Here is a 24,515-nt window from a genome sequence, read left to right as displayed (position 1 = left end):
CTCGGTGCATAAAGGCGCAGCAGGTGTTTACCAACCTGCGCCGACACAAGAACGCAGTAAGAGACTGAAAACAGTATGAGCAGATCGCATCAGGTTCAGGTGATTGCAGTTACCGGAGGCAAAGGTGGTGTCGGTAAAAGTAATGTGTCCGTCAACCTTGGTATCGCGCTGGCCCAGAAGGGCAGGCGAGTGGTTTTGCTGGACGCTGACCTCGGTCTCGCAAACATTGATGTACTGTTGGGCATCACCGCCAACCGCAATATTCACGATGTGTTGAACGGTGACTGTGATCTCAAGGATGTGCTGGTCAATGGCCCCGGTGGTATCAAGATTGTACCGGCGTCTTCCGGCACCCAGCGTATGACCCAGCTAAGCTCGATGGAACATGCCGGGCTGATCAACGCCTTCAGTGAGTTGGGCGACCAGATTGACGTGCTGATTGTCGATACGGCGGCTGGCATTTCCGAGGGTGTGGTCAGTTTTCTCCGGGCATCGCAGGAACTGCTGCTGGTGGTCTGTGATGAGCCCACCTCCATCACCGACGCCTATGCCCTGATCAAATTGATGAATCGTGACTACGGCACGGATCGCTTCCGCATTCTGGCAAACCAGGTGCGTAACGAGCAGGAAGGTCGGCATCTGTATGAAAAACTGACTCGTGTCACCGAGCGTTTTCTCGATGTGGCACTACAATACGTAGGTATCGTGCCTTACGACGAAGCCGTGAAAAAAGCGGTACAGCGACAGCGGGCGGTTCTTGAAGCCTATCCCCGAGCCAAAGCGTCACTGGCGATTCGGGCGCTGGCGGATAAAGTGGACAGCTGGCCGCTACCTTCCTCTCCCAGGGGACACCTCGAGTTCTTTGTGGAGCGGCTCGTCGAAGTCTGATCTGAATCCAGTCCTATAAGAAAACCGGATACATGACATTGGCGAAAAATCTGGGAATCTATCATCAGGCCGGCGCAAAAGGCGCTTCATCACTTGTTGAAGAGCATGCGCCGCTGGTCAAGAAAATCGCCCTTCATCTGATGGCCCGTCTACCGGCCTCGGTACAGCTCGAAGACCTCATGCAAGCTGGCATGATCGGTTTGCTGGAAGCTGCGCAACGTTATTCCTCAGGCAAAGGCGCCACCTTTGAAACCTACGCGGGCATCCGCATACGTGGAGCCATGGTTGATGAGATTCGCAAGGGTGACTGGGTGCCACGTTCGGTACACCGCAATTCCCGGCGGATCGCGGCTGCGATCAAGACAGTCGAAGATCGTAATGGCCGAGAGGCGCAGGATGCAGACGTTGCCGAAGAACTGGGTATCGGGCTGTCGGAATATCATGCTTCTCTGGCTGATGCCAACAGCGGTCGACTTTTTAGTCTCGATGAGCTCAATGAATCCGGAGAGCTGCCGATACAAGAAACAGAGGCCAGTGATAATCCGCTGGATGGCTTTGCAATAGGAGCCTTTCAGAAGAGCCTGGCAGCGGCCATTGAAGCGCTTCCGGAGCGGGAAAAACTGGTACTGAGCCTGTATTACCAGGAGGAACTCAACCTCAAGGAAATAGGCGCAGTGCTTGGAGTCAGTGAAAGCCGTGTCAGCCAGATTCACAGTCAGGCGGCGCTGCGCCTGAGGGGACGCTTGTCCGACTGGCGTAACGATGACGCATAATAGACAGGAGCCTTCTGTTGCGGTGGCCGGCTCCTGTGTAGATTTTGGTAACCGGCGCTTTACAACGCGGCCAAACACCACACAATAAGCGGTTAAAGCAGCGGCCTGCGAGATTTTAAAGGCTGAATGAAATCCGGGTGTTACTGACTGGAGGTCCCATTGGACAAGAACATGAAAATTCTCATTGTGGATGACTTTTCCACAATGCGACGAATCATCAAGAACCTGCTCCGTGATCTTGGCTTCACCAACACGGATGAAGCCGATGACGGCAACACCGCACTACCGATGCTCAGAAGCGGTAAGTATGACTTTCTGGTGACCGACTGGAACATGCCTGGCATGTCAGGTTTTGATCTTCTCAAAGCGGTGCGGGCCGACGAGAATCTGAAGAACTTGCCGGTCTTGATGGTTACGGCTGAGGCCAAGCGCGATCAGATCGTTGCCGCGGCCCAGGCCGGCGTCAACGGCTATGTGGTCAAACCGTTCACGGCGGCCGTGCTGAAGGAAAAGATTGAGAAAATCTTCGAGCGAATCCAGTAACCAGAGGTCGGATGGCTGTCATGAGTGACAATAAAGAAAACCATCAGGGCCTTGATCCGGAGGTGATCGACAAACTTCGGCAACAGAGTTCGGACTTGGCCGAAAGCATCAGCTCTGGCAATCATGCCCGCGCGATGTCCGTGATCAATGATTTGAGTGAGGTACGAGACCAGAGCCTTTACAGGGAAGTGGGACGCCTGACCCGGAGCCTGCACGAGGCTATCCGGAATTTCCAGATAGATCCCCGCAGTGTGGAGCAGAAAGAAGCGCTGTCGAAAATGTCGGACGCCTCAGACCGCCTGGCCTATGTGGTCCAGATGACCAGCCAGGCGGCCAACCGGACTATGGACTTGGTGGAAGTGAGCATGCCGGTGGCTCACACCATGCGGGATGAGGCCACCGCTTTGCATTTAGAGTGGCAAAGGTTGCGCCGACGCGAAATGGCGCCCGCCGAATTCCGGGAGCTCTACGGCAGGATTGATCGGTTTTTTGCAGCGCTGACCACCGATTCTGACATGCTCTACAACAACCTGTCGGAAATTCTGTTGGCGCAAGATTTTCAAGACCTTACGGGGCAGGTGATCCAGAAGGTCACCGCCCTGGTCAAGGAAATGGAAGAAAACTTGCTGGGTCTGGTGGTCATGGCCAGTCACGTTGACCAATTGACCGGCACAGTACATCAGCTTGAAGAAAAAGAAGAGTCTGCCGAACAAGGGGTAGGCCCACAGATCAAGGCTGAAGAACGGGAAGATGTAGTGTCGGGACAGGACGATGTCGATGACCTTTTGTCCAGTCTCGGTTTCTGAACGATGAAGAGGGTGACGCATGGCCTTTGATGCCGACGAAGAGATCCTGCAGGACTTTCTGGTTGAAGCCGGCGAGATTCTCGAAAAGCTGTCTGAGCAGCTGGTAGACCTGGAGCAGCATCCGGATGACAGTAACCTGCTCAATGCCATCTTCCGTGGTTTTCACACGGTAAAAGGCGGTGCCGGGTTCCTGCAGCTGGAGGCACTGGTCAACTGCTGTCACTCTGCTGAAAACGTGTTTGATATCCTGCGTAATCACAAGCGCAAGGTGACCCCTGAGCTGATGGATGTGGTGCTAGAGGCTTTGGACTACGTCAACACCATGTTCGATCAGGTGCGTAACCAGGAAGAGCCGACACCGGCTCCGGATCAACTGATTGCCGCCCTGGATAACTTGGCCAAACCTGAGGCAGAAGCTGCTGCGCCAGCTCAAGCCGCGAACCATCCCGAGCCGATGGCTGACACTTCCTCGGCAGGAGGCGATTCCGGCGACATCACAGACGAAGAATTCGAACGGTTGCTGGACGCACTCGCTGACGAGAAAAGCGCTGAAAAAACGGCCACCACTTCATCAGAGCCACCGGTTGCCAACGATCAAAGCTCGGGCAGTGACGATATTTCCGATGATGAATTCGAGGCCTTGCTTGATCAACTGCATGGTAAGGGTCAGTTTGCCGGGCCGCTGGCTGTTGAAAGTGGCGAAACAGAGGGCTCCGATAAAGAGAGGGCACAGACCGAGAAATCGGGTGGTGACCCGGAGCTGATCTCTGACGATGAATTTGAAAACCTGCTGGATGAACTGCACGGCAAGGGCAAAAGCCCGGTTGTGTCGGATGCTCAGCCGGAACCCGCACCGGACGACAAGCCCGAGGCAAGCGCCAAGCCTCGGCCTGAGCCGGCAAAGCCGGAACCTGCCAGCAAGCCGGCCGCTCCGGTCACGCCCGCTACGCCACCTCGGGATGCCGCCCCGGTTGCGGAAACCACCGTCCGGGTGGATACCAAGCGTCTCGACGACATTATGAACATGGTGGGTGAGCTGGTGCTGGTCAGAAACCGCTTGCAGCGCCTCGGTTCCGAAAGTGAAGACGAACACATGCACAAGGCGGTCGGCAACCTGGATGTGGTGACCACCGATTTGCAGGCTGCGGTGATGCAAACCCGCATGCAGCCGATCAAGAAGGTCTTTGGCCGGTTCCCCCGAGTGGTGCGGGATCTGGCTCGTGGTCTCAAGAAAGAAATCAACCTGGTCATGCACGGTGAAGAAACCGATCTCGACAAGAATCTGGTTGAAGCCCTGTCAGACCCGCTGGTTCACCTGGTACGCAATTCCGTGGATCACGGTATTGAAGGCCCGGATGTTCGGGAACAAGCCGGCAAACCGCGGGCAGGCACAGTAACTCTGTCGGCTGAGCAGGAGGGCGATCACATCCTGTTGTCCATCACCGACGATGGCGCCGGCATGGATCCGGACGTTCTGCGCCGCAAAGCGGTGGAAAAAGGCCTGTATGACCAGGACGCTGCAGAACGGCTGAGCAATAACGAATGCTTTAACCTGATCTTTGCGGCCGGCTTCTCCACTAAGGAACAGATATCCGATGTGTCCGGTCGTGGTGTCGGTATGGATGTGGTCAAGACCAAAATCGGCCAGCTCAACGGCCAGATCACGATTGAATCTGAGCAGGGTAAGGGCACCAGCATCATCATCAAGGTGCCGCTGACCCTGGCCATCATGCCGACCCTGATGATCATGTTGGGGGATCAGTCCTTTGCCTTGCCGTTGGTGAATGTGGTGGAGATTTTCCATCTGGACCTGACCAAGACCAACATCGTTGATGGCCGTGAGTGCATCGTGGTGCGCGACAAGGTGTTCCCGCTGTTTCACGTCAAGCGCTGGTTGATCAAAGGCGAGGCAGCTTATCAAGAGCCGGAGAATGCCCATGTGGTTATTGTGGCCATGGGCACCAGGCAGGTCGGCTTTGTGGTCGATCAGCTGGTCGGTCAGGAAGAGGTGGTGATCAAGCCTCTGGGCCGGGCACTGCAGGGTACGCCAGGTATGGCCGGTGCCACCATCACCGGTGATGGCCGAATTGCGTTGATTATTGATGTGCCAAGTCTTCTGCAGCATTACGGTTAAAGTAGCCGGCAGGAGGTTCCCGGTTTTTTAGGAGAAATGGATGACAGTTTCTGTCCTGGTCGTTGATGATTCAGGCTTTTTTCGAAAACGGCTGACGGAAATTCTAACCGCGTCTGGTCAGATCAAGGTCGTCGGTGCGGCCACCAACGGCCGGGAAGGTGTCGAGCTGGCTGAAAAGCTGCGCCCGGATGTGATCACGATGGACTACGAAATGCCGGTTATGGATGGCATATCGGCAGTCCGTGAAATCATGAAAAAGCACCCGATCCCGGTGTTGATGTTTTCCTCGCTGACCTACGAAGGCGCCAGGGTTACGCTGGATGCACTGGAAGCCGGCGCGGTCGACTTCCTGCCCAAAAACTTTGAAGAAATTGCCCGGGACACCAGTCAGCTTCAGAAGATTCTGATAGACAGGATTCTGGACGTTGCCGGCAGTAAACCCCGCCACTCCTCACCAGTGTCAGCGCCAAAACCGGTGCCCCGGGTGAATGCCCAGAGATCGTCGGTAGCCCGGCCCCTCGAACGGCCTACTCATGAACGACCAAGGTTAAGCGAGCGACGGGCAGAGCCGGCGAAAGAGCCTGAAGCGCCAAGGCGACCCTCCAGAAAAACCCCTGCCAAGCATTACAGCGTGGTCGCGATCGGCACCTCCACCGGTGGGCCGGTGGCCTTGCAGAAAGTTCTGGTGGCGTTGCCCGCATCCTTCCCTGCGCCGCTGGTGCTGGTCCAGCATATGCCGGCGAGTTTCACCCCAGCTTTTGCCGAACGCCTGAACAAACTGTGCAATATCGAAGTGCGGCAGGCGGAAGATGGCGATTTGTTGCGGCCCGGGCTGGCGCTGCTCGCTCCCGGCGGCAAGCAGATGATGATTGAAAACCGAGGTGGTCAGGGCCGTATCCGGATACTTCCGGGTGATGAACGCCTTAACTACAAACCTTGTGCCGACGTTACTTTTGGCTCTCTGGCCCGCAGTTTTCCGGGCAAGACTCTTGGCGTTATTCTTACCGGCATGGGGGCCGACGGCAAGGAGGGTTGCCGGATGATGAAACAGTCCGGTTCGGCAATCTGGTCCCAGGATGAAAAAACCTCGGTGATCTATGGCATGCCGATGGCAGTGGCTAAGGCGGGCCTGACCGATGAGGTTCTGCCACTTGAAGAGATTGGTCCCAGGCTGGTTGAAGGCGTGAGCTGATGGACATTCTGAGCCTGCTTGGCATCATCCTCGCCTTTGTCGCGATACTGGGCGGCAACCTGCTTGAAGGCGGGGCAATGGGTTCCTTGTTCAATGCTCCCGCTGGGCTGATTGTCGTTGGTGGCACGCTGGCGGCAACCATCCTGCAAACCTCCTGGCCCATGCTGAAACGCGCATTACGCCAGGTACGTTGGGTATTTGTGCCACCCTATATCAATCTTGAAGACGGTATTGGCAAGGTGATTGACTGGAGCGTCAAGGCCCGCAAGCAGGGCTTGTTGGGGCTTGAAGGCCTGGCCGAGCGGGAGCCGGAGAAGTTTGCCCGCAAAGGTCTGCAACTGCTGGTGGACGGCGCCGAGCCAGAGGCCATTCGCAGCATCATGGAAGTGGACCTGGAATCCCGGGAAGAGCGTGATCTGGAGGCCTCACGCATTTATGAAGCCATGGGTGGCTACTCGCCGACCATCGGCATCATCGGTGCGGTCATGGGGCTGATACAGGTAATGACCAATCTGGAAGACCCTCAGTCCCTGGGCAGCGGCATCGCAACCGCCTTTGTGGCGACTATTTACGGTGTCGCGCTGGCAAACCTGCTGTTTTTTCCCATCGCCAATAAACTGCGCAGCATTATCAAAGAACGCACTCGGTACGAAGATATGATGATCGATGGCATTATTGCCATCGCCGAGGGCGAGAACCCGAAATCCATCGAGCTGAGGCTGCGGGGCTTCCTGCAGTAATCAGAGGCAGGACAGCGTATGCGACGGCGTCGACCATCCCAGGACGACCTTCACAACAAAGAGCGTTGGCTGATTTCCTATGCGGATTTCATCACGCTGCTTTTTGCCTTTTTTGTTGTGATGTACTCGGTGTCGTCGGTGAATGAGGGTAAGTACAAAGTGCTCTCCGAAACCCTCTCCGGCGTATTTAATGCCCCTCAGCGTTCTGTGCAGCCTGTTCAGGTGGGGGAGCAGCCTGCCTTTATTCCGTCTATGTCTGATGCCGGCGTGATTGCGCCGCCGATCGCCGAGGCGCCCCGCGCTCCAGAACTTGACGCCCAGGGCCGGACAGAAGCCCTGAGGGACATGGCGGATCAGCTGGCAATGGAGTTTGATGAGCTGATCAGCCAGGGTGTGGTCAGCCTGGAATCCAGCGAGCAGTGGCTGGAACTCAACCTGCCGAACAGCATGCTGTTCGGCAGCGGCGACGCCGAGCCGCATTACGACGCTTTCCAGGTTATCGAGAAAATTGCTTTGGTGGTGCGCGACCGGGACAACGCTCTCAAGGTCGAAGGCTTCACCGACAATCAGCCCATCCGCACCAACCGGTTTCCGTCCAACTGGGAATTATCCAGCGCTCGGGCCTCTGCCGTTGCCCGCATGCTGATGATGGAAGGTGTGGAGCCAGAGCGCCTGGCCGCCGTTGGCTATGGCCAATACCAGCCGGTGGCCAGAAACGATACTGAAGAGGGCCGGCGCCGGAATCGTCGGGTGGTCCTGCTGATCTCCCGGGACGCCAGTATCCGCGGAGCCATGCGCTGACAAGCTGTTGGCAGCTGCGTATGGCCTATCTGGCACGCTTCCTGTATTAACGTCTGTTTGGAGCCTGCGATCGGCAAAGGTTTGCCGGCCAGGGTCAGTATTCTTCGGTCAAGTTTCCGGCCGGTCTGCCGATAGGGTTAATAGCCGTCGGTCGTTTGGTCGGGCTTATCCATGAGTGGAGTGACAAGAGTGCGTATCTGGGCAGTAGCCAATCAGAAAGGTGGTGTGGGTAAGACAACTTCGGTGGTGGCTTTGGGCGGCCTGCTGGCCGAACGTGGCAAACGTGTACTGGTCGTCGACCTGGACCCCCATGGGTCCCTGACCAGCTGGTTTGGTTATGATCCTGATACCCTCGCGCACAGTGTGTTCGACCTGTTTCAGCATCAGGGCAAGGTGCCCGAGGGGCTGCCTGCCCAGTTGATCACTGAAACCAGCCACCAGGGCTTGTCGCTGTTGCCTGCCAGTACCGCTCTGGCCACGCTGGAGCGACGTATGATTGGCGTGGAAGGCATGGGATTGATCATTTCCCGTGCCCTGGCGCAGCTATGGGATGATTTTGACTATGTAATCCTGGATAACACGCCGTCGCTGGGTGTGCTCATGGTGAATGCCCTGGCCGCCGCTCAGCATCTTATTATTCCGGTACAGACCGAGTTTCTGGCCATTAAAGGCCTTGAGCGGATGCTGCACACCCTGCAGATGATCATGCGTTCCCAGAAGAACGAGTTGTCTTACACCATCGTGCCGACCTTGTACGACCGTCGTACCCAGGCGTCGGTAAAAAGCCTGAATCAGTTGCGCAAAACCTATCAGGACAGCCTCTGGCGTTTTGCCATTCCCGTCGACACCAAGTTCCGGGACGCCAGCCAGGCCGGGGTTATTCCGTCAGCCCTGGATGCCGAAACCCACGGGGTCAGAGCCTACCGTCATTTGCTGGACGATGTCCTGGCAATCACGGCGACCGCCAGGGAGCGGAAGCATGGCTGACAAAAAAATGACGCAGCTGGCAGCGCCGGAGGCAGCGATTGCCAGTTATCTGGATGAATTGCTGCACACCGCGACCAGCACTGCCCGGGAAGAGATGCCGGTGTCGGCGCCGCCGGTGCTCAGGGCTGCGCCTGAAGCGAAGCCAGCCAAAGTCATTGAAAAACCGGGACCTCCGGTGCGCGCCGAAGCGCTGGCACAAGCGTCCGAGCAGGTTATCCGGCAGGTCCAGGAACCCGTCACGCAGGCCGCAGAGGCCACCAGAGCCGATGCCGGTAATGCTGAACCGCCGGCGCGCCCGGAATGGTCAGAGGGCCCGTTCGAGTGTCTGATCTTTACGGTTGCCGGTTTGCAGCTGGCGGTGCCATTGGTACTGTTGGGGGCCATCCATCGTATTGAAGAAGAAATCCGGCCGATTCCCGGCAGCCCCCGCTGGTACATGGGGATTCGCCCGGATCGGGACCGCAATTTGCGTGTGGTAGACACGGCGGAGTGGATCATGGCCGGGCGAGTACCCCCGGCGGCCCGCGAAAACTATCGGTTTGTTATCCGTCTGGACGACAGCGAGTGGGGCCTGGCCTGTGATGACGTGGCCCAGTCCTTTACTCTGAAACCGGATCAGGTGCGCTGGCGCACGGCCCGCAGTAAGCGCCCCTGGCTGGCCGGAACGGTTATTGACCACATGTGTGCACTGATTGATGTGCGCGCAATGGCGCACCTGCTGGTGCGTGCCGAGCGGGAACAACACCTGGATCTGAGTTGAGTCGGGGCGGCTCGCCGGAAACGGTACAAATTGGTTACTGAAAGAAACCGTGTCACGCTGGCACGCTTTGTGCCCTTAACTATAGTATTGGGCACTGACGATGAATTTTTGACGATCAGGTTGCCCGCCGGGCAGCCGAGAAGGAGAGAGCGTTATGGCATCCCCGAGCGGACAAGTGAATCAGGCCCATGATGATCAGGTACTGCAGTACGTGACCTTCCGCCTGGATGATGAAACTTACGGCATTAATGTGATGCAGATCCAGGAGGTGCTGCGTTATACCGAGATTGCTCCGGTACCGGGTGCCCCGGATTACGTGCTGGGTATTATCAACCTGCGGGGCAACGTAGTTACTGTTATTGACACTCGTCGGCGCTTTGGCCTGGCGGATGCAGAAGTGACTGACGCCACGCGGATTGTGGTGATGGAATCCTCCAGCCAGGTTATGGGTATTCTGGTGGATTCGGTGGCAGAGGTGGTTTACCTCAAGGCCAGTGAGATTGAAACCGCACCGAACGTGGGGAACGAGGAAAGCGCCAAGTTCATCCAGGGCGTGTGCAACAAGAACGGCGAGCTGATCATTCTCGTCGAATTCGACAAAATGTTGTCAGATAACGAGTGGGCTGAAATCGCATCACTGTAGGGGCCAATCCTCACGCAGAGCTGCCGGTGGACGTCTTTCGTTGTGACCAACAAGGGAGACGTCTGTCATGAGCTTTACCATTCCTTCCTGGCTTCCCTGGAGCCTGACTGCACTCGCCATTGGCTTGGTGTTACTGCAAAGCCTCAGCCATGGCCGGCAGATCAAAGCGCTGCGCGGGTCTCTCAAAGATCGTTGCGACACGCTTGGGCGTGAGCTCCACGCCACTACAAGCGGCAGCATGGGGGTAGGGCAGCGGCTGGTCGCCTGTGAGCGCCAGCTGCATGAATTGCGCAACTCCCTGGACGAAATGCGCCAGAACGACCCCCTGCGGATTTCTTACGATGAGGCCGCTCGACTGGTTGATCTTGGTGCCGATATCGACGATCTTATGAATACTTGCGGGATTTCCCGCCCCGAGGCCGAGCTGGTTTCAGCCCTGAAGAAACGTCAGGCGGCCTGATCCGAGGATGTAACGGACGCCGCTGAATGAAAACACTCTATCCGAGGGCCATTGAGGCCCTCAATGCTGTAGCCCGGCAGGATTTTGTCTCCGGTGCGGATCTTGGCCCTTCCATTACCGGGCACTCCATTCCCCGGGAAGAAACCGTCCAACACTTGCTGGCGCTGTGCCCGGAGATCGAGCCGGACCACGTGGTCATGCATGTGGGCGGCGGGTCTGGCTACCTCACTGCGGTACTGGCCGAGCTGGCGCACCGGGTACTTTATGTTGAGCGCAATCCCGTCGTGGCCGAGAAAGCCCGGGAGCGCTTCTTCAAGTCCGGCAAGCACAACGTCGAGGTGATCACCGCCACCGTTGGTGAAGGTGTGCCGGCGGATGAGCTCTGTGATCTGATCATCTGCACCACCTTTCTGACCGACCCTTCAGTGCTGATCACTTCCATGCGCGATAGCGCCAAGCTGGTGTGTCTCGAAGGTCGGGCCGGTCCGGTGCCCAGTCTGGCGATGTTCCAGCGCAGTGGCATCAAACTCGAAAGACTGAGAACCCTGGGCTGGCTCGACTTCAACCGCAACGCTGAGCAGATCCTGATTGACCTGGGGCTGGTTACTGATGTCGTGCTGGCGCAGGCACGGCTGGAGGCGGCAGGAAAGAACGAGCGGGTTCTGGATGTGGTCAGGCGCAAACAGAATCTTGAAGAGATTGACCTGTATCGATCTCTGGCTCAGCAGCGCGGCATGATCTTCACCGATGCCGACGAAGTGCTGGGCAGCCTCCAGCCCGAGTTGTTCCGGCGCTTCTCCCGCACCTTCCTGGACCTGTCACGAATGATTCCGGTAGGCGAAGCAGACGGCAGCCTGACGGTGGTCACCGACGACCCTGACGCTCACACCGATCAGCTTGAGCGGCTGACACCCAATCACAAAATCACCTGCTTGCTGGTGACACCGACAGATTTCCGCAGAATCTGGTCGGCGCTGGACCTGACCGTCAAAGGCAGCCGATTTGCCGCGGAACATGGCAAAACCCTGCCTCAGAATGACGAGAACCGTACCAGCGATTTGCTCGGTGAAGACCGGGGTAACAAAAATATCAGTCCTTACCTGGTCTCGGTGTACGAGGCAATCCTGTTGGATGCGGTCAGTGAAAAAGCCAGCGATATTCACATCGAACAATACGAGGACCGGGTTCGCATCCGGCTCAGGGTTGATGGCGATCTGCACGATCTGCCCCAGTACCAGTTGTCCACCCGGGAAATCCGGGGTGTTATCAACGTCATCAAACTGCGCGCGGAACTCAACATCGCGGAGCATCGTTTGCCCCAGGGTGGTCGCTCCCGTCTTCAGCTGGGTGATACCTCCTATGATCTGAGGATCCAGACCCAGCCGTCGTTGCACGGCGAAAACGCCATCATCCGGTTGTTGCCCCAGACCGGCAGGGCCATGACCATCGCTGAATTGGGGATGTCGCCGGCCATAGGTGCCCGATATCAGCGCCTCCTGGATAACCCGGCGGGTCTGGTGCTGGTGGTCGGGCCGACTGGCTCGGGAAAATCCACCACTCTTTATGCTGGCTTGCAGACTCTGGCCGATGACGGTCGCCGTAAGGTGATCACGGTCGAAGACCCCATCGAGTACTCCATCGAAAATATCCAGCAGACCCGGGTGCGCTCGGAAATCGGTTTCAGCTTTGCCGATGCCATGCGGTCATTCGTGCGGGAAGATCCGGACGTCATCCTGATAGGCGAAGTTCGTGATCAGGAAACCGCACTGGAAGCGATTCGCGCGTCGCAGACCGGTCATGTGGTGCTGTCCACGCTGCATTGTAACGACGCGGTGGATTCGTTGCAGCGCCTGTTCGATCTGGGCGTCCACCCCAACTCCATTGCCGGTGAGCTGCTGGCAGTGATTGCTCAGCGCCTGGCAAAGCGTATCTGCAAGCACTGTCGTAAACCGGCCAAGCCTGATCCGGCGATTCTGGCCGAGGTGTTTCCTGACGGCGCTCCGGCCAATTTCCGGTGCTTTGCCGGTGAGGGCTGTGACAAATGTAATGGCCGGGGCACTCAAGGCCGGGTTGGCATCGTCGAATACATGGAGGTCGATACCGATATTCGAAACGCCATTTCCAGTCAGCCGCCGATCGGTGAGTTGCGTTGGCGAGCTCTGGATGCCGGTCTGGTTACCATGAGAGACAGTGCATTGGATCATGTCATCGAAGGCATTATTCCGTTGTCGGAACTGCCGCGCATTCTCCCCAGAGAGCGTATGGCACCGGAAGTTCGTGGTGGCCGCAGGAGTCATGAATGAAACACAGCAAAGCTACAACCCGCTCTGCTCAGCGGGAGCCGGCCGAAGCAACCTACCGGGAGGAACTCGACAAACTGATGTCGATGGACCCCGGCCCGGTCCCGCCCGGCTGGCAGATGTCACCGCGTGGTGTCGAAAAGTTTCTGCTTGGTGACGAAAAACTGGGCATCGAACGCAAATTCGTGGCCGATCGTGCCATGGTGGTGCGCATCATTATTTCGCTCTGTACCAGCCGGGGCTGCCTGCTGGTGGGCGAGCCTGGCACGGCAAAATCTTGGCTGTCGGAGCTTCTGGCGGCGGCCATCTCGGGCAATTCCACGCTGACCCTGCAGGGGGGTGCGATCAGTCAGGTCAGCCAGCTCCTGTATAGCTGGAATGAAGCTATCCTGCACACCGAGGGGCCGACTCGCAAAGCTCTGGTGCCGACCCCCTTGCTCAGAGGCATGATGGAAGGGCGACTGGTCCGGTTCGAGGAGATCGCTCGATGCCCTCAGGCCTTGCAGGACGCCTTGCTGTCGGTGTTATCCGACAGGGTGGTGGTGATTCCTGAGTTGCCGGGTGACGACGGCGTGATTCTGGCACAGCAGGGGTTCAATCTGGTGGCCACCTCAAACAGTGTCGACGAAGGCGTTCACCGTATGAGTGCTGCCTTGAAGCGGCGGATGAATTTTGAGGAGATTCGGCCGATTCGCCAGCTGGCTGACGAGATTGAGGTGGTGTTGCGAGAGGTTGCCAAAGCCAACCGGCGTGCCGGTATCGAGGTCGCGTTGGAGTTGTCGGTGGTTGAAGTGCTGGTGACGCTGTTTCACGAGTTGCGCAACGGCCAGACCCTCGACGGCAGAAGCACCGACCGGCTCGCGGGGGCCGCGCTATCAACGGCCGAAGCAGTCTCCGTTGCCCATGCTGCAAGCCTGAATGCCTGGTATTACGGGGGCGGGGCGATGACTGTGGAGCACCTGATGCATCACATCATCGGCTCAGCGTTAAAAGATCAGCCAGACGACCGTCGCCGTCTGAAACACTATTTTGAAACCGCCGTTGCTCCGCGCAAAGGCGAGCACTGGCGGCAGGTCTGGGCTCTGCGCTCACTGATCAACTGATGGCTCGTCGGCGGCGGGCCGGGCATCTCCGGGTGTCCGGCCTCGAATGTGAAAGGCGAAGGCCAGAATTTCCGCAATCACCCGGTACAGCTCTTCCGGAATTTCGTCATTCAGTGACAGCCGGGCCAGAATGCCCGCCAGTTCGGCATTTTCGTAAAGCGGGACGTCATGCTCTCTGGCAATCCGGATAATTTCCTCGGCCAGTTCCCAGGTTCCGGTTGCTGTAATCACGGGCGCGCGCTCGCCATCGTATTTCAGGGCAACCGCGGCCGGGGTGTCTGTGTGCTTCTGTGTCATGCCTTGGTGTCCACCAGTCGGTGCTCCAGTCGGGTTTGGGTCTGCTGCGGGCTGCCTCGCCGGCAGTCCAGGTCTTTCACCTCAAGACCCAGATCGGTCAAACTTTGCCGCAGTAAGGGCAGCTCCTGATGCACCTGTCTCAGGGTCGATTGCTTCTCTGCCCACACCTGGGCGCTGACCGACGGGTACCGAAACGACACGTCGAAGTGCAGCGGCCCCGCCTGATCCAGGTCCATCGACAGGGATAAGCGCCATTCACTGATGGCAGATCGTTCGCGCCGGCCCGGGGTTTCTTCGTCGTGCCGGTATTGTTCCAGTCGGAGCTGGGCGATCCTTGGCTCCTGTTGCGGAGTAACCCAGGGCAATTCGATCAGTAGCGTGTTGGTGGGCGTGCCGGGTTCGGCGCCGGCCCTCGCGGTCAGCACCTGGCTATGTAACTGGTTAACCGTAATCCGGTTCAGCATGCCGGCAAGCAGGCGCAGGGTTTGCCCGACCGAGGTTGCCTCGCTGCTGCCTTGCGGTTGTGCTGAGCTGGGCTGAGGGAACTGAAGGGGCGCTTGCATCAGGTCATGACTGGCCAGTGGCGTTAACCGGTTGAACTGCTCTGCGCCCTGTCCCTGTGCCGCCAGTAGCGTGCTGACAATGCGTGCCAGCGACAGTTTCAGGTCGGGCAGCGTGTTGGCGGCCTGCCCGGACTGCAGCAGTCTGGATTCTGCGAAAACGCCGCTTTCAGACAACCATTGCCGGACTTGCTGGGGTACACCGTCGGTCTTGCCAACACCTGGAGGCAAGCCGTCAGATTTTATCAACTGGCTCATCAAGGTTTGAAGATTTTCCCGGGCAGCGGTGGGCAACGGCTGGGCCAAGTTTTGCGACGGCGACTGCCCGGGTTGTGGCGCGGGTTTCAAGCCTGTGGTTATGGTCTGTAATAACTGCGACAGGCCGGTTTGCAGATTTTGTTGCCAGGGCAGGCGCTGGGCCAGGGCCCGGGCAATGCTGGCATCTTGTCCAGGGGCCAGTTTGCCCATCAATTGCAGTTCATTGCCGGCCCGCATCACCTTGATCAAGTCACCGACGGACAGCTCGGGGGGCTTGATTCCGGCGGACACCGCCAGGCTCTGGCCTCTTAACTCCAGTAATAGCTCATGCCCGCCCCCTTTTTGCTGCAGAATCTCTGCGACTCGCGCCAGTGCGGTTTCATTATTGCTCAGGCGCAGCTGTGCCAATTGTTGTTGGGCAGATTGGAGCGGATCAGGTCGTTGTGCAGAGGCGCCACTCTCGCGGAGCCCGGCGTTGGCCTGACCGGTGTTGTTCCGGCTTGGGGGTAAGTCCGGAGTTGGGATCGGGGGTTGTCCGCCGTTCAGTTTCATTGTCATTCATTTGATATCGGGCAAGAGTATTCCAGGGCCGCTTTCGTTATAATACGCCGCGTCGGTAACGAATGCCTCGATTAGATGTTGGCACGTGCGTGACCTTCGCCCATACACCCGATGCCTGCTGCGCATCCTTCGTCCTGACATGGGGCCATGATGTCCGAGCCTTTACTACAGGCGGTTGATCTCGAGTGTGAACGGGATGAGCGCCTGTTGCTCCAGAATTTGTCGTTTTCCATAGTGCCCGGTACCTTGACCCGTGTCGAGGGCGAGAATGGTTCTGGCAAAACCACTCTGTTGCGCATTCTAGCGGGCCTGAACGATGCCTGGACCGGTGAATTGCTCTGGTGTGGTAAGCCCCGGGCCCACGATCGTGAATCCTTTCACCGTAATACCTTGTACCTGGGGCATCGTCCCGGCATCAAACCGTTGTTGACGCCTATGGAAAATCTGCGTGCGCTGATGGCGGGTCGTCGTCCGGTGAATGACGACGTATTGGCGCAGGCACTGGCAGGCACCGGGTTGGCCGGATATGAGAACGTGCCCTGCCGGAACCTGTCTGCTGGCCAGCAGCGCAGAGTCGCGTTGGCGCGATTACTGGTTGCGGACGAACCCCTGTGGCTGCTCGATGAAGTGTTCACGGCAATTGATGCGGAAGGTGTCAAAGCCATTGAGGCTCTGTTGCAGCAAAGAGCGGCTGAGGGTGGTGCGGTGCTGGTGACTACTCATCACGATCTGCAGGTACCGGGTATGCGGCGCATCGTCCTTGGCGGAGGGCGGGGCAATGAATAGTGCGGGTCGGGCGCTGGTCAAGCCGGTAGAGCAGGGGGTGGGTGTCTTCAGCGCGATGCTGGCGGTGTTTGCCCGTGACGTACGAGTGGCGTTCCGGCAGCGGCAGGATTTGCTGAACCCTCTGTTGTTTTTTGTCATGGTGGTAACGCTGTTTCCTTTGGGCGTGAGTCCGGAGGTGTCGTTTCTGCAGCAGTCCGGTGCAGGCATCCTGTGGGTCGCGGCCTTGTTGGCGGTTTTGTTATCCCTTGATCACCTGTTCCGGCATGACTTTGACGATGGCACCCTTGAGCAGCTAGTGCTGCAACCGCAGCCTCTGTTTCTGCTGATCCTGGCGAAAACGCTGGCGCACTGGATGCTCACCGGCTTGCCGCTGGTGATTTTGTCTCCGGTTCTGGGGGTAATGGTGCATCTTGACGGGAACTCTATTGCAATTCTGTGTCTAACGCTGCTGATCGGCACACCGGTACTCAGCCTGATCGGTTCTATCGGTGCCGCGTTAACTCTGGGATTGCGCTCTGCGGGCGTGCTCTTGTCATTGCTGATTATTCCGCTGTACATTCCTGTGCTGATTTTTGGTACCGGAACCGTGGCAGCCGCCGCCGAGGGTGCGCCCGTGGGTGGCTATCTGGCGCTGATGGGGGCATTTCTGGTGCTTGCGCTGACCCTCGCGCCGTTTGCCTCAGCCGCAGCGCTGCGGATCAGCATGTCCAACAGTTAACGGCCCGGGTGATCCCGCGGGTTAAACGAACAGTAAACAGCAAGACGGTGACTGACTGATGTGGCAATTTTTTCACAAGCTGGGTTCTCCCAAGTGGTTCTTCGGGATTGCAACCCGGTTTATGCCCTGGCTGCTGGCCGGTGGGTTGCTTCTGCTGGCTGCGGGTCTGATCTGGGGTCTGGCCTTTGCACCCAAAGATTACCTTCAAGGTAATAGTTACCGGATTATTTTTATTCATGTACCCAGCGCCTTTCTGGCCCAGTCCATCTACATCAGTATGGCGGTGGCCGCGGTGGTGACTCTGGTCTGGCGCATGAAGCTGGCGGATGTCTTTGTCAAAGCGATTGCGCCCGTTGGTTTGTTGTTTACCTTTCTTGCTCTGTTCACCGGTGCGATCTGGGGCAAGCCGACCTGGGGCACCTGGTGGGTGTGGGATGCGCGGCTGACCGCCATGCTGATCCTGCTGTTTCTTTATGGCGGCGTGATTGCGCTGGATCGCGCGATCAACGACGAAAAATCCGCGGCCCGGGCGGTCGCTGTGCTAGTGCTGGTGGGGGTAGTGAATATCCCCATTATCAAATACTCCGTAGACTGGTGGAATACACTCCATCAGCCGGCCACGTTCAAACTGACCGAGAAGCCGACCATGCCCATGGAAATGTGGCTGCCGCTGTTACTCTCGGTGCTGGGACTCTATTTGCTGTTCGGTTGGCTGGCTTGCATCCGGATGAAAACCGAAATTCTGGTTCGGGAGCAGAGAACCCGGTGGGTCAGAGAACTGGTCTTGGCAGGAAGGAAGTAACCAATGGCGTTTGATTCGTTCTCAGCCTTTATCGCTATGGAAGGTCATGGGCCTTACGTTTGGGCGTGTTATGCGGTCTTTGTGGTGTTGCTCGCCGGTTTGATGGTGTGGTCGGTGAAACGCAATCAATCGGTGCTCGGCGCTTGCCAACGCCGATATGAAACTGACGCAAAGACCTCAGGACAGACCACTCGCAAGGCGCCGGCAACCTTTACCCGTGTTGAAATTTCTCAGGACTGAAAAGCAGGTAACTCATGCATCCGATTCGTAAAAAGCGCTTGACCATCGTGTTGTTCCTGGTTGCCGGCCTTGCCATAGCCGTGGGCCTGACAACCTATGCGCTGCGTCAGAACATCAATCTGTTCTATGATCCCAGCGAGATTGCCGCGGGCAATGTGCCGGTGGATGTTCGCATTCGTGCTGGTGGAATGGTGGAGGAGGGCAGCGTAATTCGTGATCCGGAAAGTCTGAAGGTCGAGTTCCGGGTTACCGATTTTTCTGCATCTGTACCCATGGAATATGTCGGCATCTTGCCAGACCTGTTCGCTGAAGGTCAGGGCATTGTCGCCATGGGCCGCATGGATGCCAGCGGGCGCTTTATTGCTGATCAGGTGCTGGCAAAGCATGATGAACAATACATGCCACCGGAAGTAGCCGACGCGCTTGAACGTGCGTCGAAGGGCCAGCACAAAGCGGCCGATGCGCAAAAAGCAGCGGAATCCACCGCCTACTAAACCTTTGCACCATTCCCCTGCTGGAGGAACCCGATGTATCCGGAACTCGGACAGCTTGCACTGATAATCGCGCTGTTGCTGGCAGTACTTCTCTCTGTTGTCCCGCTGGCCGGGGCACTGACCGGCCGTGACAGCCTTCAGGCGTTCGCCCGCCCCCTGTCGACCGGTATGTTTGTGTTTACCGCATTGTCGTTTGCGGTGCTGACTCACGCATTCATGGTGGATGACTTCTCGGTAGCTTATGTCGCCAATAACAGCAACAGTATGCTGCCCTGGTATTACAAGTTCAGCGCGGTCTGGGGCGGCCATGAAGGTTCCCTGCTGCTGTGGATTCTGATGCTGGCAGGCTGGACCCTGGCGGTGGCTGTGTTCAGCCGAAAACTGCCGTCGGTGATGGTGTCACAGGTCTTGTCTGTTCTGGGCATGATCTGCGTCGGGTTTTTTCTTTTTATTGTTATTACCTCCAACCCGTTCGAGCGCATTTTGCCGAACATTCCGGCTGATGGCCGAGACTTGAATCCGCTGCTGCAGGACATCGGCCTGATTCTGCACCCGCCCATGTTGTATATGGGTTACGTGGGCTTCTCGGTTGCCTTTGCCTTTGCTATCGCTGCGCTGATCAATGGCAAGCTTGACGCCGCCTGGGCCCGTTGGTCACGACCCTGGACGACGGTTGCCTGGTCTTTTTTGACGATCGGCATCGCCTTGGGCAGTTGGTGGGCCTATTACGAGCTTGGCTGGGGCGGCTGGTGGTTCTGGGATCCGGTCGAAAACGCTTCCTTGCTGCCGTGGCTGTCGGGTACCGCGTTGATGCACTCATTGGCGGTGACTGAAAAGCGCGGTGTCTTCAAAAGCTGGACCGTATTACTGGCCATTGTCACCTTTTCCCTGAGTCTGCTTGGGGCCTTCTTGGTGCGGTCGGGCGTTCTGACATCCGTGCATTCCTTTGCCGCCGACCCGGAGCGGGGCTCATTCCTGCTTGCCTTGCTGGGTATTACCGTGGTGGCCAGTCTTGTCCTGTACGCGTTCCGGGCACCGGTAGTCCACGTCCGTGCCCGTTACGATTCCCTGTCGCGGGAAATATTTCTGTTACTGAATAACGTGTTACTGGTGGCGGCCACACTACTGGTCGCAATTGGCACGCTCTATCCGCTGGTTCTGGATTATCTGAACATGGGCAAGCTGTCCATCGGTGAGCCCTTCTTCAACGCCACCTTCAGTCCATTGGCGGTGGCCGCTGGTCTGTTGCTGGGCGCTGGTATCTTCTCACGCTGGAAGAAGACCGACGGTGGCTGGCTTGCCCGTAAGTTGCTGTGGCCATTGGCCGTCAGTGTTGTAGCAACGACTGCCGTGATGTTGATTTATGGCAGCTTTGCGCCCTGGGCTTTCGCCGGTGTGTTTGCCGCAGTCTGGATAACCGTTGCCACGGCGTGGGATCTCTGGGACAAGTCGTCGTCCCGCCGCGGCCGGCTGCATGGTCTGAAGCGCCAGTCGCGCAGCTACTACGGGATGGTGTCTGGTCATCTTGGCCTGGCCATGGTCATTGCCGGTGCAACCGTGGTTTCAAACTACGGCATCGAGAGAGACGTCAGGATGGTTCCGGGCGATTCTGTCATGGTGGGTGACTATCAGGTGGTGTTTAAAAGCATTGGCGACCGTCGGGGTGCCAACTTTACCGCCGAGTACGGTAGTTTTGACGTCTTCCTCGATGGCAAACACGTCTCCGAATTGCACCCGGAAAAACGTCACTACCCGGTCGGTATGAGCGTTATGACCGAAGCCGATATTGATGGTGGTCTGTTCCGTGACGTGTTTATCGCCATCGGTGAGCGCATAACCGATGATGCCTGGGCCATTCGCCTGCAATACAAGCCGTTGGTGCGCTGGCTATGGCTGGGATCGCTGGTCATGGCGATTGGTGGTTTTCTGGCGATTTCGGATAAACGCTACCGGATTCGAGCTCACTCGGAGGCCAAAGTGGCCTCAGCTGGTAATGAAGAAGACGTTGTTGGCGGCAAGCCTGCGGAGGCTGGCACATGAAAAGGCTGACGCTGTTCCTGCCGCTGGTTCTGGCGTTGGCTGTCGGGTTATTCCTGGCGGCAGGGATCGGGAAAGACCCAACCGAACTGGAATCTGCATTGATCGGCAAGCCGGTTCCGGAGTTCAGCCTGGAGAACCTGCGGGAACCCGACCAGACGCTGGACCAATCGCTATTCCATGGCCAGGTGTCACTGCTCAATGTCTGGGCGGAGTGGTGCCCTGCGTGCTGGGATGAACATGAAGATCTGATGTGGCTGGCCAATGAGAAAGGCGTGCGCATCATCGGGCTTAACTACAAAGATCAGAGAGAAAACGCGTTTCGCTTTCTCGGGCGTCTGGGTGACCCATACCAGACCATTATCTTCGACCCCCGGGGCAGTCTGGGGTTTGATCTTGGGGTTTATGGTGCTCCCGAAACCTTCGTGATCGACGCCGAGGGCATTGTCCGTTACCGCCATGTGGGGGTGGTTAATGAGCGGGTGTGGGAAGAAATTCTGTTACCTGTGATCAACCGGGCAGAGGGGAATAGCTGATGCGGTTTATGCTGATCATACTGGCAGCATTGTGGGTGTTCGCCGCTACAGCACAGGCGGAGGCGCCTGAATTCTACGATTTTGACACCCAGGTCGAGGAGCAGCGGTTCCGGAACCTGAATGCCGAGTTGCGTTGCCCGAAGTGTCAGAATCAGAACATTGCCGACTCCAATGCGCCTATTTCCAAAGACATGCGTGATCAGGTTTACGTGATGATGCAGTCCGGCGCCACCGATGATGAGATCGTCGGTGCACTGGTCGACCGTTTCGGTGAATTTGTGAAGTACAAGCCGCCGGTGGATAGCCGGACCATTGTGCTGTGGGGCTTTCCTTTCATTGCGGTATTCGGTGGTTTGCTGATCGTGGCTGGCGTGGTGCTGCGGTCCCGAAAGCAGAACCCGGAATCGGCGCTGAGTCCGGAAGAACAGGCTCGGGTCAAACGGATGCTTACTGACAAGGATCCGTCGTCGCGCAGCTGATCCCTGAAACACATTTTTTAACTGTGATGATATCTCCATGACTGAAACATTCTGGATTGCCGCAACGGCACTCATTCTTGGTGCATTGGCGTTTGTGCTGTACCCGGTCTTTTTCCATCGTGTCCAATCGACGCAGGAAACCGACCAGAGAAACCAAAACCTGCTTGCCTATCGAAGCCGGCTCAAAGAGCTGGATGATGAACGTGAGGCTGGCATTCTGGACGACGAAAACCACCAGCTGCTCAAGGAGGAGTTGGCCGGCGCCATGCTGGACGATGTGCCCGAGCACGCCGAACCGGAGACGCGCATTCCGGGCCGGCGCAGCGCCATCGCCATCGCCTTGATGGCGGTTTTACTGTTGCCTGCGGGGACCTTTCTTGCCTATGAGCAATGGGGCGCCATGGATCAGCTTGAACAATATCTGGCGATGCAGGAAATGAATGCGACTGGCGATGAGCAGGTTGCCAAGGTGTCAGAACTGGCCGAGCAATTGCGTACGCGGCTCGAAACTAATCCCGGTAATGCAGACGGCTGGGCCATGCTGGGTCAGACCTATATGCGCATAGAGCGCTACCAGGATGCAGCCAATGCCTTCCAGAACCTGGCCTCAGCGGTCGCTGAGGACCGTGATTCCAGTGCGGTAGCTTTTGGTCTGGCGGCGCAGGCGCTGTTTTTTGACAGTGAAGGGGAGATGACGCCAGAGGTAATCGAGGCCATCGAAGCGGCGCAATCGCTCAACCCGGACGAGGTTAACTCGTTGGGCCTGCTTGGCATCAGTGCGTTCAGCCAACAGGAGTACCAGGCGGCCATTGAGTATTGGGAAAAAATTGTCTCCGTGGCTCCGGATCACCCGCAGATTGCGTCCATTCGTGGCGGCATCGATGAGTCCTACCGTCGCCTTGGCCAGCAGCCCCCTGGCGAACAGAGCCAGTCCGAGCCCGTGGTTGAGGCTGGCCCGGGTGTGTCTTTGCGGGTATCGCTGGACGACGATTTCCGTAACCGGATTCCGGACGATACCACCCTGTTTATCTTTGCCCGCTCAACAACTACCTCAGAGGGCGCGCCGGTAGCAGTGGCCCGCCTGACTGCGGGTGCTCTGCCTACTGACATCAGGCTGGATGACCGCTACGCGATGTCGCCAGATGCGATCATCTCTGCCGAACAGGAGGTGGTGATTATTGCCCGCCTGAGCCGGTCCGGCAGCGTCAATCCGCAGCCTGGTGACTGGCAGGGCAGTATAGAGGCTCAGGTGATGGCGTCAGACCCCCAGGTAGAGCCGGTGGAACTGATTATCAACCAGGAACTTACCAACTGAACTGACGGAGCCATGGGCCCGTCAGTTCGACAGGCCCGCCGGATAAAGAGGGGCTAACCCGGGCGTCGACTCTGCCGTTTTCCGGGTTGCTCGCAGTCGCTCAAGAGCGGTGATCAGCCGCTTGCCCTCCTCATCACCGGACGTCGTCCGTTGTTTCGAGAACAGCCCTTTCTGATACTGCCGCAAGGCATCCGCCAAGGCAGGATCGCCACTGAACCGAAGCACATCCTCCAGAGTGACCAAGCCTTGCTCAGGATACCTGAGCCTGGCCCAGGTCACCAACAAGGTGGAGCCTTGAGTGGACCCGGCCTGGATAGCTTGTTTGAGTTTGGTGAATGCCTGCTTTTCGTTGGCGTTACCGGTGCGCTCCGGTTGCACCTGCTCGTTGCGCCTTCTGCGAGAGAGCCACCAAAGGGCAGCCGTCACCAGCCACAACCCGGCCAGAACAAGCGTGCTGATGAGCCAGGGCGACGTTTGCTCGTCACCGGGTGGTTGCGGACTGGTGACTGAGGGCGGTGATCCCGGGGCCTGGGCTGCGTCGCTTGCGGGCGCCGCAATCATCGCGCTATCACCCTTAATCCGGTAAGGGCGGGCCGGCAGTTCGGCGTATTCAAGCTGATCGGTCTGTGTGTTCCACCAGGGTATGCGGATCGCGGGCAGCACGGCGTCACCCGCTTGCACCGGAACCATCGCCGACATCTGCTGCAGGGTAGAGCGCAGCCCGTCTGGGGTGGTTTCGGTATTTCTGAGCGGTTGCTCCGGATAGCTGCGGATGGCATCCGGAACCGCCTGGGGCAGAGCCGGCAAGGCTTCCGACGGCAAGCCTACGGCTTGCAGGGTCAGCCGGCGGTTCAGGTTGCTGCCGGCGCTCAATTCATCCGTCGCCGGCAATCCTTCTTCCGTCAGCGTCATCTCCAGGGCGGGCAGCCAGGGCTGGCCGGCCGGGTAGCTATCGGGTACTGGTTTTACCCGTACGTCAAAGAGCTGCTGCCGGTCCCGCAGGAAGCGCAGCTGCCCCGAGGCGTCGCGGGCCTGGCCTTCAAAACTGATGGGTGCGAGGCTAAGCTCCCCGGCTTGTTGCGGGAAAATGGCGTAGCGCCGCTCCACAACCCGGTAGCGGGTTCCGTCGCGATAGCGAGCGAACTCGCGCTGCTTTCCCAGCGATTCAATAATCGCATCTGGATGGGCAGGCTCGGAGAGCTCGCCCCGGATCAGGTTGCCTGAAAAGTACAGCTGGATGGTCAGAACCAGCTGCTCCTGCACGTACACATCGGCTTTGTCTGCTGATAACTCAATAAAGCT

Annotated in this window: 25 protein-coding genes; 23 read left to right on the top strand and 2 right to left on the bottom strand. The window is 57.9% G+C overall.

What is annotated here, in order from left to right; translation table 11 throughout:
• Positions 1-75 precede the first annotated feature (75 nt).
• The 14 genes from C7H08_RS16880 (at position 76) to C7H08_RS16815 (ending at position 14,130) form a co-directional block, all read left to right on the top strand.
• The gene (locus C7H08_RS16880) at positions 76-888 is read left to right on the top strand and encodes a MinD/ParA family protein (protein WP_106673381.1); all 813 of its coding nucleotides are present in this window, start codon (positions 76-78) and stop codon (positions 886-888) included.
• Between the two features lie 32 nt (positions 889-920).
• A complete protein-coding gene (locus C7H08_RS16875; RefSeq protein WP_106673380.1) occupies positions 921-1,661 on the top strand; it encodes an RNA polymerase sigma factor FliA in 741 nt (246 codons plus the stop codon).
• 159 nt (positions 1,662-1,820) lie between these two features.
• Positions 1,821-2,204, top strand: a complete 384-nt coding sequence (cheY, locus tag C7H08_RS16870) for a chemotaxis response regulator CheY (protein WP_011785448.1) — start codon at positions 1,821-1,823, stop codon at positions 2,202-2,204.
• Between the two features lie 20 nt (positions 2,205-2,224).
• Positions 2,225-3,010: a protein phosphatase CheZ gene (locus C7H08_RS16865; protein WP_106673636.1), complete on the top strand. Its 786-nt coding sequence runs from the start codon at positions 2,225-2,227 to the stop codon at positions 3,008-3,010.
• Positions 3,011-3,029: 19 nt separating this feature from the next.
• Positions 3,030-5,144 carry a chemotaxis protein CheA gene (locus tag C7H08_RS16860; protein ID WP_106673379.1) on the top strand — a complete coding sequence of 705 codons (2,115 nt, stop codon included), beginning with the start codon at positions 3,030-3,032 and terminating at the stop codon, positions 5,142-5,144.
• A gap of 40 nt (positions 5,145-5,184) precedes the next feature.
• Complete coding sequence (locus C7H08_RS16855) at positions 5,185-6,336, top strand: protein-glutamate methylesterase/protein-glutamine glutaminase (RefSeq protein WP_106673378.1); 1,152 nt, start codon at positions 5,185-5,187, stop codon at positions 6,334-6,336.
• Positions 6,336-7,076 (top strand): flagellar motor protein, encoded by a 741-nt coding sequence (locus C7H08_RS16850; protein WP_106673377.1) that lies wholly within the window; start codon positions 6,336-6,338, stop codon positions 7,074-7,076. Before C7H08_RS16855 ends, C7H08_RS16850 begins: the two co-directional genes overlap by 1 nt.
• 18 nt (positions 7,077-7,094) lie before the next feature.
• Complete coding sequence (gene motD / locus C7H08_RS16845; RefSeq protein WP_106673376.1) at positions 7,095-7,877, top strand: flagellar motor protein MotD; 783 nt, start codon at positions 7,095-7,097, stop codon at positions 7,875-7,877.
• Between the two features lie 189 nt (positions 7,878-8,066).
• Positions 8,067-8,864, top strand: a complete 798-nt coding sequence (locus C7H08_RS16840) for a ParA family protein (RefSeq protein WP_106673375.1) — start codon at positions 8,067-8,069, stop codon at positions 8,862-8,864.
• Positions 8,857-9,624 carry a chemotaxis protein CheW gene (locus tag C7H08_RS16835; RefSeq protein WP_106673374.1) on the top strand — a complete coding sequence of 256 codons (768 nt, stop codon included), beginning with the start codon at positions 8,857-8,859 and terminating at the stop codon, positions 9,622-9,624. Before C7H08_RS16840 ends, C7H08_RS16835 begins: the two co-directional genes overlap by 8 nt.
• Positions 9,625-9,778: 154 nt before the next feature.
• Entirely contained in the window at positions 9,779-10,267 is a 489-nt protein-coding gene (locus C7H08_RS16830) for a chemotaxis protein CheW (protein WP_106673373.1), read from the top strand.
• Positions 10,268-10,334: 67 nt separating this feature from the next.
• A complete protein-coding gene (locus C7H08_RS16825) occupies positions 10,335-10,727 on the top strand; it encodes a DUF2802 domain-containing protein (RefSeq protein WP_044386377.1) in 393 nt (130 codons plus the stop codon).
• Between the two features lie 26 nt (positions 10,728-10,753).
• On the top strand, positions 10,754-13,030 hold the full coding sequence (locus C7H08_RS16820) for an ATPase, T2SS/T4P/T4SS family (protein WP_106673372.1): 2,277 nt from the start codon (positions 10,754-10,756) through the stop codon (positions 13,028-13,030).
• Entirely contained in the window at positions 13,027-14,130 is a 1,104-nt protein-coding gene (locus C7H08_RS16815; protein ID WP_106673371.1) for an ATP-binding protein, read from the top strand. The genes C7H08_RS16820 and C7H08_RS16815 overlap by 4 nt, the downstream gene beginning before the upstream one ends.
• On the opposite strand, the gene C7H08_RS16810 is transcribed toward C7H08_RS16815, so the two are convergent.
• Both C7H08_RS16810 and fliK read right to left on the bottom strand, forming a co-directional pair.
• A complete protein-coding gene (locus C7H08_RS16810; protein WP_106673370.1) occupies positions 14,116-14,427 on the bottom strand; it encodes an EscU/YscU/HrcU family type III secretion system export apparatus switch protein in 312 nt (103 codons plus the stop codon). The genes C7H08_RS16815 and C7H08_RS16810 overlap by 15 nt on opposite strands.
• Positions 14,424-15,803 carry a flagellar hook-length control protein FliK gene (gene fliK / locus C7H08_RS16805; protein ID WP_227663319.1) on the bottom strand — a complete coding sequence of 460 codons (1,380 nt, stop codon included), beginning with the start codon at positions 15,801-15,803 and terminating at the stop codon, positions 14,424-14,426. Before fliK ends, C7H08_RS16810 begins: the two co-directional genes overlap by 4 nt.
• A gap of 153 nt (positions 15,804-15,956) precedes the next feature.
• On the opposite strand from fliK, the gene ccmA reads away from it, so the two are divergent.
• Genes ccmA through ccmI form a run of 9 tightly spaced genes read left to right on the top strand, consistent with a single transcriptional unit; the run spans position 15,957 to position 23,213 of the window.
• Entirely contained in the window at positions 15,957-16,592 is a 636-nt protein-coding gene (gene ccmA, locus C7H08_RS16800) for a cytochrome c biogenesis heme-transporting ATPase CcmA (protein WP_106673635.1), read from the top strand.
• Complete coding sequence (ccmB, locus tag C7H08_RS16795; RefSeq protein WP_106673368.1) at positions 16,585-17,310, top strand: heme exporter protein CcmB; 726 nt, start codon at positions 16,585-16,587, stop codon at positions 17,308-17,310. The genes ccmA and ccmB overlap by 8 nt, the downstream gene beginning before the upstream one ends.
• Positions 17,311-17,368: 58 nt before the next feature.
• Positions 17,369-18,112, top strand: coding sequence for a heme ABC transporter permease CcmC (gene ccmC, locus C7H08_RS16790; RefSeq protein ID WP_106673367.1), 744 nt, complete (start codon positions 17,369-17,371; stop codon positions 18,110-18,112).
• Positions 18,113-18,115: 3 nt separating this feature from the next.
• Entirely contained in the window at positions 18,116-18,352 is a 237-nt protein-coding gene (gene ccmD / locus C7H08_RS16785; RefSeq protein ID WP_106673366.1) for a heme exporter protein CcmD, read from the top strand.
• A 14-nt stretch (positions 18,353-18,366) separates the two neighbouring features.
• Complete coding sequence (gene ccmE, locus C7H08_RS16780) at positions 18,367-18,846, top strand: cytochrome c maturation protein CcmE (RefSeq protein WP_106673365.1); 480 nt, start codon at positions 18,367-18,369, stop codon at positions 18,844-18,846.
• A 33-nt stretch (positions 18,847-18,879) separates the two neighbouring features.
• Positions 18,880-20,886 carry a heme lyase CcmF/NrfE family subunit gene (locus C7H08_RS16775; RefSeq protein WP_106673364.1) on the top strand — a complete coding sequence of 669 codons (2,007 nt, stop codon included), beginning with the start codon at positions 18,880-18,882 and terminating at the stop codon, positions 20,884-20,886.
• Complete coding sequence (locus C7H08_RS16770; RefSeq protein WP_106673363.1) at positions 20,883-21,419, top strand: DsbE family thiol:disulfide interchange protein; 537 nt, start codon at positions 20,883-20,885, stop codon at positions 21,417-21,419. The genes C7H08_RS16775 and C7H08_RS16770 overlap by 4 nt, the downstream gene beginning before the upstream one ends.
• On the top strand, positions 21,419-21,898 hold the full coding sequence (locus C7H08_RS16765; RefSeq protein ID WP_106673362.1) for a cytochrome c-type biogenesis protein: 480 nt from the start codon (positions 21,419-21,421) through the stop codon (positions 21,896-21,898). Before C7H08_RS16770 ends, C7H08_RS16765 begins: the two co-directional genes overlap by 1 nt.
• A gap of 37 nt (positions 21,899-21,935) precedes the next feature.
• Positions 21,936-23,213, top strand: coding sequence for a c-type cytochrome biogenesis protein CcmI (gene ccmI, locus C7H08_RS16760; RefSeq protein WP_106673361.1), 1,278 nt, complete (start codon positions 21,936-21,938; stop codon positions 23,211-23,213).
• The last annotated feature ends 1,302 nt before the right edge of the window (positions 23,214-24,515 follow it).

Origin of the sequence: Marinobacter halophilus, from assembly GCF_003007685.1 — a bacterium.
Lineage (GTDB): Bacteria > Pseudomonadota > Gammaproteobacteria > Pseudomonadales > Oleiphilaceae > Marinobacter > Marinobacter halophilus.
Note: the sequence above shows the minus strand (reverse complement) of the source record. Positions and strands in the feature narration are given on the sequence as shown.